The sequence below is a fragment of the Microbacterium sp. NPDC057659 genome, assembly GCF_042799915.1.
Lineage (GTDB): Bacteria > Actinomycetota > Actinomycetes > Actinomycetales > Microbacteriaceae > Microbacterium.
Genome location: NZ_JBHVHU010000002.1, coordinates 257088 through 269382, shown reverse-complemented (window position 1 = coordinate 269382; position 12295 = coordinate 257088). Strand labels below are relative to the sequence as shown.

General features: G+C 70.0%; 15 protein-coding genes. 6 read left to right on the top strand and 9 right to left on the bottom strand.

Annotation, left to right across the window (positions count from 1 at the left end; all coding sequences use genetic code 11):
• The first annotated feature begins 26 nt into the window (after window positions 1–26).
• A complete protein-coding gene (locus tag ACFVAE_RS09940) occupies window positions 27–413 on the top strand; it encodes a RidA family protein (protein ID WP_378891205.1) in 387 nt (128 codons plus the stop codon).
• 161 nt (window positions 414–574) lie between these two features.
• On the top strand, window positions 575–2065 hold the full coding sequence (locus ACFVAE_RS09935; protein WP_378891203.1) for a lipase maturation factor family protein: 1491 nt from the start codon (window positions 575–577) through the stop codon (window positions 2063–2065).
• 8 nt (window positions 2066–2073) lie between these two features.
• Here ACFVAE_RS09935 and ACFVAE_RS09930 read toward each other — a convergent pair whose 3' ends face one another.
• The 3 genes from ACFVAE_RS09930 to ACFVAE_RS09920 form a co-directional block, all read right to left on the bottom strand.
• Window positions 2074–2760 carry a cation diffusion facilitator family transporter gene (locus tag ACFVAE_RS09930; RefSeq protein ID WP_378891200.1) on the bottom strand — a complete coding sequence of 229 codons (687 nt, stop codon included), beginning with the start codon at window positions 2758–2760 and terminating at the stop codon, window positions 2074–2076.
• On the bottom strand, window positions 2757–3116 hold the full coding sequence (locus ACFVAE_RS09925) for an ArsR/SmtB family transcription factor (protein WP_378891198.1): 360 nt from the start codon (window positions 3114–3116) through the stop codon (window positions 2757–2759). The genes ACFVAE_RS09930 and ACFVAE_RS09925 overlap by 4 nt, the downstream gene beginning before the upstream one ends.
• A gap of 131 nt (window positions 3117–3247) precedes the next feature.
• Window positions 3248–4723 carry an MFS transporter gene (locus ACFVAE_RS09920; protein WP_378891195.1) on the bottom strand — a complete coding sequence of 492 codons (1476 nt, stop codon included), beginning with the start codon at window positions 4721–4723 and terminating at the stop codon, window positions 3248–3250.
• Between the two features lie 95 nt (window positions 4724–4818).
• Here ACFVAE_RS09920 and ACFVAE_RS09915 point away from each other — a divergent pair, with 95 nt between their 5' ends.
• The 4 genes from ACFVAE_RS09915 to ACFVAE_RS09900 are packed head-to-tail and all read left to right on the top strand — an operon-like array spanning window position 4819 to window position 7112.
• Window positions 4819–5271, top strand: coding sequence for a MarR family winged helix-turn-helix transcriptional regulator (locus tag ACFVAE_RS09915; protein ID WP_378891193.1), 453 nt, complete (start codon window positions 4819–4821; stop codon window positions 5269–5271).
• Window positions 5272–5281: 10 nt separating this feature from the next.
• Window positions 5282–6025 (top strand): hypothetical protein, encoded by a 744-nt coding sequence (locus ACFVAE_RS09910; protein ID WP_378891191.1) that lies wholly within the window; start codon window positions 5282–5284, stop codon window positions 6023–6025.
• A gap of 36 nt (window positions 6026–6061) precedes the next feature.
• A complete protein-coding gene (locus ACFVAE_RS09905; RefSeq protein WP_378891188.1) occupies window positions 6062–6472 on the top strand; it encodes a DUF6153 family protein in 411 nt (136 codons plus the stop codon).
• A gap of 58 nt (window positions 6473–6530) precedes the next feature.
• On the top strand, window positions 6531–7112 hold the full coding sequence (locus tag ACFVAE_RS09900; RefSeq protein WP_378891186.1) for a DUF305 domain-containing protein: 582 nt from the start codon (window positions 6531–6533) through the stop codon (window positions 7110–7112).
• Between the two features lie 49 nt (window positions 7113–7161).
• Here ACFVAE_RS09900 and ACFVAE_RS09895 read toward each other — a convergent pair whose 3' ends face one another.
• The 6 genes from ACFVAE_RS09895 to ACFVAE_RS09870 all read right to left on the bottom strand — a co-directional run bounded on the left by ACFVAE_RS09895 (window position 7162) and on the right by ACFVAE_RS09870 (window position 12247).
• Window positions 7162–7866, bottom strand: coding sequence for a methyltransferase domain-containing protein (locus tag ACFVAE_RS09895; protein WP_378891184.1), 705 nt, complete (start codon window positions 7864–7866; stop codon window positions 7162–7164).
• A complete protein-coding gene (locus ACFVAE_RS09890; protein ID WP_378891181.1) occupies window positions 7866–8654 on the bottom strand; it encodes an SDR family NAD(P)-dependent oxidoreductase in 789 nt (262 codons plus the stop codon). Before ACFVAE_RS09890 ends, ACFVAE_RS09895 begins: the two co-directional genes overlap by 1 nt.
• A 129-nt stretch (window positions 8655–8783) precedes the next feature.
• Window positions 8784–9479 (bottom strand): SGNH/GDSL hydrolase family protein, encoded by a 696-nt coding sequence (locus ACFVAE_RS09885; RefSeq protein ID WP_378891178.1) that lies wholly within the window; start codon window positions 9477–9479, stop codon window positions 8784–8786.
• A gap of 4 nt (window positions 9480–9483) precedes the next feature.
• Complete coding sequence (locus ACFVAE_RS09880; RefSeq protein WP_378891175.1) at window positions 9484–10305, bottom strand: hypothetical protein; 822 nt, start codon at window positions 10303–10305, stop codon at window positions 9484–9486.
• Window positions 10302–11051, bottom strand: coding sequence for an amidohydrolase family protein (locus tag ACFVAE_RS09875; RefSeq protein ID WP_378891172.1), 750 nt, complete (start codon window positions 11049–11051; stop codon window positions 10302–10304). The genes ACFVAE_RS09880 and ACFVAE_RS09875 overlap by 4 nt, the downstream gene beginning before the upstream one ends.
• Window positions 11048–12247, bottom strand: a complete 1200-nt coding sequence (locus ACFVAE_RS09870; protein WP_378891170.1) for an aminotransferase class III-fold pyridoxal phosphate-dependent enzyme — start codon at window positions 12245–12247, stop codon at window positions 11048–11050. The genes ACFVAE_RS09875 and ACFVAE_RS09870 overlap by 4 nt, the downstream gene beginning before the upstream one ends.
• Window positions 12248–12295: the final 48 nt, after the last annotated feature.

Here is a 12295-nt window from a genome sequence, read left to right as displayed (position 1 = left end):
ACCGAACCGAGAAGAAGGAGAACAACATGGCTAACAAGATCGGTTTCTACGCCGAAGGCGCCCCCACCCCCGCAGGCCCCTACAGCCACGGGGTCGTCGCGAACGGATTCCTGTACACCGCCGGCTTCGGCCCGCAGGATGCCGCGAACGACCACGCCATCGCAGACAACGTGGGCGACCAGACCCGCCAGGTGCTGCGCAACATCCAGAAGGTGCTCGCCGTGCACGGCCTGACCATGGACGACGTGGTCAAGTCGACCGTGCACCTGCAGGACCTCGCCGACTTCGCGGAGTTCAACGCGGCGTACGAGGAGTTCTTCACGGCTCCGTACCCGGTGCGCACCACCGTGGGCTCGCAGCTGGCGAACATCCTCGTCGAGATCGACGTGGTCGCGGCGCTGCCGCAGGCCTGACGGTCATTCGACCCGACACAGTTCGGGGGCTGACACGCCAGATGTCGGACGGAACGCCGTGTTCTGTCCGACATCCGGCGTGTCGGCCCCCGTTTCGTGTCACGGTCAAGCGGCCGCCGCTGCCCTACCGCAGAGCCGGACGGCGGTCGTAGCCTTTCGGCATGGACGGTTTCGCGGCGCCGGACTTCTGGTTCGCGCGCGAAGTGCTGCAGCGCGGCATCGCGGCGCTGTACCTCGTCGCGTTCGTGTCGACGTTGAACCAGTTCCGTCCGCTGCTCGGCGAGCGCGGACTGCTGCCTGCACCCGAGCTGCTCGCCTGGGTGGCGGCGGGGAAGCATCGGATGCGGCGGCCCACGCTGTTCCGCGTCATCCGCTACACCGACCGGCGCCTCATCGCGCTGTGCTGGACGGGCATCGTGCTCTCCGCTGTGCTCGTCGCCGGCATCCCGCAGCTCGGCCCGCCGTGGGTGCCGATGATCGCCTTCCTGCTGCTCTGGCTCGGATACATGTCGATCGTCACGATCGGGCAGACCTTCTACTCCTTCGGATGGGAGATGCTGCTGCTCGAGGCGGGGTTCCTCGCCGCGTTCCTCGGCTCGCGTGACCAGCCGCCGGCGACCGTGGTGATCGTGCTGTTCTGGTGGCTGGTCTTCCGGCTGGAGTTCGGTGCCGGGATGATCAAGATCCGCGGCGGGCGCGAATGGCGAGACCTGACCGCGCTGACGTTCCATCACGAGACGCAGCCGATGCCGGGCCCGCTGAGCCGTCAGGCACACCTCCTGCCGCGCTGGTTCCACAAGGGCGAGGTGATCGGCAACCACTTCGCCCAGCTGGTGGTGCCGTTCTTCCTGTTCGCCTCGATCCTGTCGCTGTGGGTGCCGGGTCCGGTGCCGCTCGTCGTGGGTGCAGTCGCCGCCGCGATCGTCATCGCCACTCAGTGCTGGCTGGTGATCACGGGCAACTTCGCGTGGCTGAACTGGGCGACGATCGTGCTGGCCTTCTCGGCGATCCCGGTCGTTGAGCGCCCTTCGTCACTTCGTCTCGCTTCGCTCGCTCAGTACGACGCTCGCTTCGCTCGCTCAGGAACCGGCGAGGTGGATCTCTACTGGCTCGTGATCACCTCCGCCGTCGGCCTGCTCTACGTCGTCATCAGCCGGCCCGCGCTGCTCAATCTGTTCGCGCGCAGACAGATGATGAACGCCAGCTTCAATCCGTGGCAGCTCGCGAACGCCTACGGGGCGTTCGGGACGGTCACGAAGCAGCGCATCGAGATCGTGGTCGAGGGCACGCTCGACGAGGATCCGGATGCCGCGGAGTGGGTCGAGTACGCCTTCAAGGGCAAGCCGGGGGAGCTGGGCCGGGTGCCCCGGCAGTTCGCGCCCTACCACCTGCGACTGGACTGGCTGATGTGGTTCCTGCCGCTCGGGTACTCGTTGGACGACTGGTTTCTGGTCTTCCTGGTGCGGTTGCTCGAGGCGGATGCGCCGACGCTGCGCCTCCTTGCCGCCGACCCCTTCGACGGGCGCACGCCGCGCTGGGTGCGGGCGGTCTCGTACCGGTACCGCTTCAGTTCGCGCGCCGAGCATCGCGAGACGGGCGAGGTCTGGGTGCGCGACCGGCGCCGGGTCGTGGTGCACCCGATCGGCCGGTGATCCGGTGCTCAGCTCGGGCTGCAGCAGCCATCGTCGCAGTGGTCGGCCTCGCGCTCTCCGGTGAGCACGGCGACAGGCGTCGCGCAGCACGCGTCGCCACGCCAGGCTTCGACGCCCTCGCGGATCGCGAAGCCGGCGATGACGAGCGCGGCGAGGGAATCGGCCCATGCCCACCCGAGCAGGCTGTTCAGCACGAGTCCGACCAGCAGGGCGGCAGAGAGGTAGGTGCAGATCAGGGTCTGCTTGGAGTCCGCCACCGCGGACGCCGAACCGAGTTCGCGGCCGGTGCGGCGCTCGAACCAGGACAGGAACGGCATCACCAGCAGGCTCAGTGCGGCGATGGCGATGCCGACGGGCGAGTGCTCCGCTTCGCGCAACCCGGCCAGCGACAGGACCGCGTCGACGGACACGTAGGCCGCGAGCCCGAAGAACGAGACGGCGATCACCCGCAGGGCGGTCTTCTCACGTCGCTCGGGATCGGGTGCTGCGAACTGCCAGGCGACCGCCGCGGCGGAGAGCACTTCCACGATGGAGTCCAGCCCGAACCCGATCAGTGCGGCCGAGGAGGCCGCTCCTCCTGCCGCGAGGGCGACGATGGCCTCGATCACGTTCCAGGAGATCGTGATCGCGACGACGATCCTGATCCGTCGCCGCAGCACCGCGGTCCGCTCCGGGGTCAGAACTGCGGTCGTCATGACGGCTGCTCCGTGCCGCAGCAGCCGGGAACGGTGCAGGCGGGGTCGATGCAGGGAATGCTCTCGTCCACGGCGAGCGTCACCTCGACCAGCGTGGTGAGCGCGGCGGCGAGGTGCGGATCGGCGATCTCGTAGCGGGTCTGCCGGCCCTCGGGCTCTGCGACGACGATGCCGCATCCGCGCAGGCAGGCGAGGTGGTTCGACACGTTCGTGCGCGTGAGATCGAGGTCGCGGGCGAGCTTCGCGGGATATCCCGGGCCATCGAGCAGGGACAGCAGGATGCGCGAGCGGGTCGGGTCGGACATGGCCCGCCCGAGGCGGTTCATCACGTCCGTTCGCGAGGCAATGGTCAGCACGCACTGACCATACAGCGTGTGCTGACCATTTGCCAGGCTATTGGCGTGACCCGCTCGGGGCGTTTCGTCTGTGCGTTTCGTCTCGCTTCGCTCGCTCAACGACCGTCGCTCGCTCAACGACCGTCGCTCGCTCAACGGCCGGGGACCGTGACCGCCTCCGCGGCATCCGCCTCCGCCAGCGCGTGCTCCTCGGCGAGGTGCGCCCGCACGGCGCGCACGCCGGGCAGCAGCAGGCTGGCCGCGGCGGCGATCGCGAGACCGATCAGCGCGACGGTCACCGAGGCGCCGAGGGCGTCGATCATCGACGTGCGGCTCCAGTCGTCGCCGATCAGGGCGAAGAAGATCGTCGTCGACACGGCGATGCCGCCGGCCGCGCCGATCTGCTGGAAGGTGCTGTAGGTGCCGGATGCCGCACCCGCATCCTGCACCGGAACGGTCGCGAGTGCGACGTCGACGAGCGGAATGATGATCAGCGAGAGTCCGACGCCGGCGGTGAGCATGCCGCCGACCGCCGCCCAGCCGGTGAACCCGGCGCCCGTGGCGACCAGCACCGCGTACGTCCACCAGATACCAGCGCCCATCAGCACGCAGCCGGCGGCGATCAGCGCCTTGCCGAGCTTCGCGGTGAGCGGCACGGCCAGGCCGGTTCCGAGCATGGCGCCGATGCTGAAGGCCAGCAGGTTCAGGCCGGCGCCCAGCGCGTCGAAGCCCAGCGCGAGCTGCAGGTAGAGCAGGAACGGCAGCGTGAACGCATTCATCGCGCCCTGGAACATCGCCTGGGTGACGAGTCCGGCCGAGAAGCCGCGGTTGCGGAACAGCGGCAGGGGCAGCAGTGCCGATCCGTCTCGCGCCATCCGGCGGCGGGAGTGGACGATGAACAGGGCCAGCAGCACCACGCCGGCGCCGACGACGGACCAGAGCCAGACCGGCCAGCCCAGCGAGCGTCCCTCGATCAGCGGGATCATCAGGCACAGCAGCGTCGCGGTGAGCAGCACCACGCCCCACAGGTCGGTGCGCAGCGGGCGCTCCGAGCGGGTCTCGGGCACGAAGCGCACCGCGAGCGCGGCGATCACGATGCCCACCGGCAGGTTGATGAAGAAGATCGACCGCCAGTCGAGTCCGGCGATGTCGGCGTCGACGAGCCAGCCGCCGAGAAGCGGGCCGATCACGGCGGCCAGTCCGGTGACGGCACCGACCAGGCCGTAGATCGGGGCGCGTTCGCGCGGCGAGTACAGCGCCTGGATGGTGGCGAGCAGCGGCGGCACCATGAGTGCGGCGAACAGACCCTGGATGACCCGGAACGCGACGAGCGCCTCGCCCGACCATGCCGAGGCGGCCAGCGCAGAGGCGACGGTGAAGCCGATGATGCCGATCAGGAACAGCCGCTTGCGGCCGAAGATGTCGCCCAGCCGGCCGCCCGTGATGAGGGCGACCGCGAAGGCGAGGATGTAGCCCGAGACGATCCACTCGAGCGCGGCAGGGCCGGTCTTGAGCCCGGCGCCGATCGACGGGAGCGCGACCTGCACGATGGTCACGTCGAGCAGGTCCATGAACGAGGCGAACAGGAGGATGCCGACGGCAAGCCCTCGTCGCGTGGTGGTGGCCATGAGGAGTCCTTCCTTAGACTGTTGATGTCTCCTTCATGGAATATTTCCGAATCGGGATAATTCCACAACGGAGAGAATATGCGTGGGAGGAAACGATGTCAAGCAGGTCCGAGGTGATCGGCCGTCTCAACGCCGACATGCAGGTGCTGATCGCGGACGCCGTGCTGCGCAACGAGCGGATCGCGCGGACCCTCGGCCTGAACGTCGTCGATCTGCAGGCGTTCGGCGTGCTCGCCAGGGCCGGGCATCCGCTCACCGCCGGCGAGCTCAGTCAGCGCACGGAGCTGCCGAGCAGCACGACGACGCGCGTCATCGACCGATTGGAGAAGCAGGGGCTGGTGACCCGGGTCTCCGACCCTGCTGACCGCCGCCGCGTCGTGGTGCAGGTCGACGAGGAGCAGCTCGCGCGGATCAGCTCGCCCGTCGAGGGTTCGCCCTACGCCGAGGTCTCCGCGCACATGGAACGCGTTCACGCCGGATTCGCACTCGAGGAGCTCGAGGTCGTGGCGCGGTACTTCGCGGCACTCAACGCGCCGACCGCCGACTGAGGGGGATCGCGTGGCCAAGCAACTGTCGACGACGGAACAGGAGAAGCGCCGGAAGGCGCGGCAAGCCCGCCGTGAGGCGCGTGAGGAGCGCGAGCGCGAAGAAGCCCGCTGGAGACTGTCGGCCGGTACGAGCGCGGCGATCCTCGTCGCGGCGACGCTGATCGGCGCCGGCATCGGATGGATCGTGACGCCGGCACTGATGCCCGATGCCGACCCGGTCGTGGCCATCGCGACCGGGGTGCTCTCGGCGGGAATCTCCTGCCTTCTCGCTGCCGCCGGGATCGTCGGCATGCTCGGGGTCGAGCCGCAGTGGGTGTTCATCTGCTCATCGCTCGCCGTCGGCGGTGTGATGTACTTCGCCGTTCTCGATGCGGCGGGCGCCGTCCCGGTCACGCGGATCGCCTGGATGGCGTGTGCTGTCATGCTCACGGCCGGATTCCTGGGGCGGGGAGCGTTCGGGATCAGCGCGGAGAGATCCGCCAGGCGACCGCTGAGCACTCTCGCCATCAGTGCGGCGATCACCGGGGTCGGGATCGTGATCCTGGGCGTCGGGCTCCGCGCATCGAGCCCGATCTTCGTCGGACTGTGGTCGCTCGGAGGGCGCACGGTCGATGCCAGCCCGGCCGACGGACTGGCGCCCGTCGCGTTCGCGCTCCTCGGCATGATCACTGCGACTCTCGGCGTCTTCGCTCTCGCGGGCTGCGGCCGGGCGCTGGTCCGGCGGCGCAGGAGCGGGCGGGCCGCGGCGCGCTGAACGCCCGCGATGGGCGATCGGTCGTATGATACCCAGGTGGGGTATTCGCTGCGGACGGGACGGCTGATCGCCGTCATCGTGCTGCTCGCAGGCCTGCTCGGCATGCACGTGCTAGGACTGCACGGCTCCTCCGAGCACCACGCCATGTCCGACACCGCGGTCACCCACGCGATGACGGCGGATGCCACGATGACGACGGATGCCCCGCAGCCGATGGCTGCCGACGCGTACCCCGTCCTGCAGGCACCCGGCGGTCACGGCTCCGGCGCCGACGGCGCGATGGCCGCGCTCTGCGTGCTCGCACTGCTCGCCGGCATCCTGCTGCTGCGCGCGCCGGTGCTGCGCGGGGGACTGCCCGCGCCCGGCATCCTGCGGCGCGCGCTCGCCGCGGCGCCCGTCGCCCCGTGGCCGCCCTCTCTCGACGTTCTCTGCATCAGTCGCAGATGACCCGTGCTCTGGCGCGCCCGCGCGCCGAAGCACCGTCATCGAACATTGAAGGAGAACCATGAACACCATTCGTCGCGCCCTGATCACGGGCGCAGCAGTCCTGTCGCTGACCACTCTCGCCGCGTGCACGCCCACGCCGTCGGGGCACGAGAACATGCCGGGGATGTCGCAGTCGCCGGCATCCGATGCTGCGGCGAACGACGCCGACGCGATGTTCGCGAGCATGATGGTCGGCCACCACGAGCAGGCCATCGAGATGAGCGATCTCGTGCTCGGCAAGGAGGGCCTCGACTCCGCGGTCGCGGATCTGGCCACCCGCATCAAGGAGGCGCAGGGGCCCGAGATCGAGCAGCTCAAGGGCTGGCTCGACGACTGGGGCGTGCCGGAGGCCGACGGCTCGATGAGCCACGACGACGGCATGATGAGCGCTGACGACATGGCCGCCCTCGAGGCGGCGTCCGGAGCGGATGCCGGGAAGCTGTTCCTCGAGCAGATGATCGTGCACCACGAGGGCGCCGTCGACATGGCGAAGGACGAGGTCGAGAACGGGAAGAACCCCGATGCCACGGCCCTCGCTCAGAAGATCATCGACGCGCAGACCGACGAGATCGCCGAGATGAAGGGGATGCTCGAGGGCTGAGCCGCGGCGTCCTTCGTCACTTCGAAGCGAGACGAAGTGACGAAGGACGTCAGGGCGCGACGAGCACGAAGAACAGGAACGACATGAACCGCGTGCGCTCGCCGCTGCGGATCAGCGGCGGCAGCAGCTCGGGCGGCGTGTCCGGCGAATGCGCGGGCTCGTCGATCACCTTGATCTCGAACCCGGCCGCGACGAACTCCTCGATGATCGTGTGCAGCGGCCGATGCCAGTACGTGAGCACCCCGGGCGTCCCGGCGAAGTCGTACTCCTCCGAGAACTGCTCGACGGCGAAGTAGTCCTCGTCGGGGTAGTTGTATGCGCGGGCGAAGGGGTGGTTGACCGATCCGATCAGGCGGCCGCCCGGCTTCAGGACCCGCCGCAGCTCCGCCAGCGTGGCGGACCAGTCCGGCAGGTAGTGGAGCACGAGCGACGCCACGACGTCGTCGAAGGAGTCGTCGGGGAACGGCAGCGGCTCGGCGAGGTCGGCCAATTGCAGCGGCACGTCGGTGCCCAGCCTGGCGCGGGCGAGGTCGAGCATGGCCGGGCTGCCGTCGATGCCGGTCATGTCCGCCCCGCGTTCGCGCAGCGCCGCGGACAGCGGACCGGAGCCGCATCCCGCGTCGAGGATGCGGCGTCCGCGGACATCGCCGGCGAGTTCGAGCATCGCGGGACGCTCGTAGTAGGCGTTGACGAGACTGGCGGCGTTCTCGGCGTCGTAGCCGTCCGCGAACTCGTCGTAGTGATCGGCGCGCATCACGGCACGATCGAGTCGACGTAGCCGCCGTCCACGCGGACCGCGGCGCCGGTCGTCGCCGACGCCAGCGGCGAGGAGAGATAGGCGACCATGTTCGCGATCTCCTCGGGCTCGATCAGCCGCTGCAGCAGCGACTGCGGCCGGTGCGTGATCATGAACTCGCGCTGCGCCTGATCCCACGGCAGGTCCTTGTCGACCAGCTGATAGACGAAGTCCTCCACGCCGCCGGTGTGCGTCGGCCCCGCAAGCACCGAGTTGACCGTCACGCCCGTGCCGGCCGCGGCCTTCGCGAAGCCGCGCGAGACCGCGAGCAGCGCCGTCTTCGACATGCCGTAGTGGATCATCTCGGCGGGGATCACGATCGCGGAGTCGCTCGCGATGTTCAGGATGCGGCCCCAGCCGCGCTCGGTCATACCGGGCAGCGTGGCGCGGATGAGGCGCACGGCGGCGAGCACGTTGACGTCGAAATAGCGCCGCCATTCGTCGTCGGTGATCGCGAGCGGCTCCTCGGCACCGAAGATGCCGAGGTTGTTCACGAGGACGTCGACCTGGCCGGCAGCGGCGAGCACCGCCGCCGCGCCCTCCTCGGTGGTGACGTCGCCCGGCGCCGCGATGAACTCGCGTCCGTCGGCAGCGAGCTCGGCGATGGCGCCATCCACCTTCGCCGCGCTGCGGCCGTTCACGGCGACGCGTGCGCCGGCGTCGGCGAGCGCGGCGGCGATCGCCTGCCCGATCCCCTGGGTCGATCCGGTCACGAGAGCGGTCCTGCCGCTGAGGTCGATGCGCATGCGCGTTCCCTTCGTCGGTGCTCCGAGCCTAGGACGGTCGGGGGCGCGGCGGCAGGGTTCGGCGCGGATGGGCGATCAGGGCGCGGATCCGGGCGTCGGGGCGTGCGGGGTGCCCTCTCGGGCCCGGACTCAGGGGTTGAGCGAGGCGGCAGCGACCTGCGCCCGCAGCAGCGTGAGCGCGCGCGAGGGCTCCGGACGGACGCCGAGCGCGGCTGCGACCTCGAGGGCGAGCAGCGCGTGGCCGGCTTCGTTCGGGTGGAACGGGTCGTTCATCAAACCCCAGGGCACTCCGCCGTGGCCGACCTCGGCGAAGCGGGCGTGCTGGTCCACGAGCAGCACGTCGTCGCGTGCGGCGACATCGCGGATCGCCTGCGCGAACGCGCCGATGCGCGCGCGCTCCGGAGCGGCGGCGACGTCGACCGAGGGCGGCGTCAGCAGCACCGGGACGGCGCCGAGCGCGCGCACGCGCGCCACGAACTCGGAGATGGACGCGCCGAAGTCCGCGGGCTCGAGCGTCGCGACCGCGGTCGAGCAGTCGTTGGTGCCGATCATCAGCGTGACGATGTCGGGGTTCCACGATGCGACGCGACGGTCGAAGTCGGCGAGGATCTGCACGATCTTGTGCCCGCTGATCGCGGAGTTGATCACGATGTCGCGGGTGCGGGCCAGCTCGCCGCGGATCAGCTCGTGCAGGTGCTCCGGGTAGCTGCGCCCGCCCTGGGTGTGGATCAGTCCGTGCGTGATCGAGTCGCCGGTGATCACCCAGTTCAGGGGCTCTTCGGCGGTGAGGGCGGCCTGCAGCCTGGCGGTCTCGGCGGTGGTCATGAGTTCATTCTTCCGTGTCTCGGAGGGACGCCTGGAGCAGCAGGGCATTGCCGGCGGCGATCCGTCGGCGCGCGTCGTCGGTGATCGATGCGGCTGCGATCTGCAGGGCCGTGGGCTCGGCGGCCTGCACGGGGAATCCGCTGCCGAACACCCATCGGCCCGGATCATCGCCCCAGGTGTCGCCGACGAAGGTCGGGCCGTTCACATGCCACAGATCGAGAAGCACGTGCGAGGGGACGTCGTCACCGAGGTGCCTGCCGAGCTCGATCCACTCCAGCCGGTTGAGGCCGCTGAGCACGAGCGGATGAGCGGGCGCACGGCGCACCAGCTCGGCGACCTCGGGAATCCCGGGATCGATCGCCGGCGAACGCGGATGACGCACGCGCGGATCGTCGAGCCGCAGCACGATCTGCGCCGTCAGCCCGAGCGCGGCGGCCTCGTCGATCACCGGCCGCAGCGCCTCCACCGACGTGCCGTGGTCGCCGGGGAACAGGCGCACTCCGGTGAAGCCCTCCCGCGCGGCCCAGGCCAGCTCCCTCCGCCACTCCGGTGCGCCCGGGTCGACGACCGCGAACAGGCGGAACAGCGGGTCGTCGCCGCAGGTGCTCCGCAGCGCTTCGTTGCCGGTGCGGGTGTCGAAGCCGGTGAGCGTCGCGAGATGCGACACCCAGAGCTGCTGCAGCCCGAGCCGGCGGGCGTGCGCGCGCAGGCCGTCGGCGGCTGCCGCGGCGCCGAGCCGGTACGGCCACTGACCGAGAAGGGCGAGAGTGTCGACGGCACCGAGTCGGGTGAAGCCGTCGAGCAGTTCGTGGGCGCGTGCGGTCACCGGGAGGCCTCCTCGAGCAGATGCGCGATGTTCCCGCCGAACACCCGAGCCTCTTCGGCGGGTTCCAGCCGCGCGGCGAGGATCTTTCCGACGTTCTCGACCAGGTCCACGTGATGCAGGTCGGAGCCGAACACCACTCGTTCGGCGCCCAGCCGTTCCACGGCGAGTGCGACCTCGCCGGCACCGATGAGGGTGCCCGAGGTGTCGACCCACACATTCGGATGCGGCAGCACCGCGGCGGTCGCCGACTCGGGCTGACCGCCCAGGTGCGCCATGAGGAACCGAGTGTCGGGATGCCTCGCCGCGGCGCGCGCCACGTGCTCGGCGGTCGATTCGTAGGGGAACCCGCCGACGTTCTTGCGCCAGGCGTGCGTGAGCACGATCAGACGGTGCTCGGCGGCGTACTCCAGGATCGGATCGCACAGCGCGTCGTCGGCGAGGGTCGCGATCCACAGCTTGATCCCGATCATCCCCTCGTCCTCGACGTTGCGGCGCAGGTCGTCCATGGTCCGGGCGCCGTATCGCGGATTGACGTAGCAGTAGCCGCGCAGCCGATCCGGGTGCCTGCGGAGTTCGCCCGCGAGCGTGCGGTTCATCTCGCGCACCTCGTCGATCGACGGATGCGCGATGAAGGCGCCGATGTCGGTGCACAGGAACAGGTCGATGCCGAGCCGATCGCCGAGGTCGAGCACGCGCGGATCGAAGCGTCCGTCGTCGAGATGGGTGTGCGCGTCGATGACGGTCATGCGATGTCCTCGATGGCGGCGGCGGCACGACGGAGTGCCTCGTCGAGGTCGTCCGCGGTGTGCGCGGCGTTCACGTACACGACCCGGTAGAACGACACCCCGTGGGCGAAGGAGGCGCGCAGGAACGCGTCGATCAGGGCGCCGTCGCCGACGAACTGCGGGCAGGTCGGGTGCCCGTCCAGACGCAGCGCGACGCCGGCATCCTCGAACAGCGCGTTCAGCCCGGCCTGCATCCGCTCGCCCGAGCGGCGCAGTTTCGCAGGGACATCCTCATCGCGCAGGATCGTCATCGTCGTCGATGCTGCGGCGAGCGAGAGCGTCTCGCCGCCATAGGTCGAGGTGACGACGACCTCGCCGCGGTCGAGCACGCCGAGCACATCGCGACGGCCGCTGTACACCGACAGCGGCATCCCGTTCGCGACGCCCTTGCCGTGCACAGCCAGGTCGGGCAGCACCCCGGTGAACTCCGCCATGCCGCCGAGCGCCACCCGGAAGCCCGTGACCATCTCGTCGTAGGCGAGCAGCGCGCCGTGCCGGTCGGCCAGCTCGCGCAGGTAGGCGTAGAACCCGGCGGATGCGGGGATCGACGGGTAGTCCGCCGCGACGAGGATGAGCGCGATCTCAGATCCCTGCTCGGCGAACAGGCGGTCGAGGGTCTCCCGGTCGTCCCAGTCGACGGCGTGGTGCAGCGCTGCGAGCGCCGCCGGCACACCGGGGATCGAGTCGGAGACGGCCCCGGGCAGCACCCTGGCACCCGCGGCGAGCGAGTTCAGCCAGCCGTTGTACCCGATCTGCACCACCCGGTCGCGGCGCGTGTGGGCCCGCGCGATGCGGATCACCGCGGCGAGCGCCTCGCCCCCGGTCTTCAGGAACCGCGCGGCCTCGGCGCCGGGGACCATCGAGCAGAACAGCTCGGCCGTGGTCGTCTCGAGCGGATGCGGGTGGCCGAACAGGATCCCGTCGTCGAGCTGCCGGCGGATCGCCTCGTCGACCCGGGGATCGGCGTAGCCGAGCGTGATCGGTCCGAGAGCGCAGCGGAAGTCGATGAACTCCCTGCCGCGGTCGTCCCAGACCCTGCATCCGCGCCCGCGGACGATGACCTCGGGTTCCTCCGGCAGCAGCGACGGGGCCTTCGAATTGGTGCTCGAGCCCACCGGCATCACCGCCAGAGCCCGTTCCCGCCAGCTCTCGGTCATGCGGTGGTTCTCCTCACTTCTTCGTCAGGACGATCCGTCGGCGCGGAT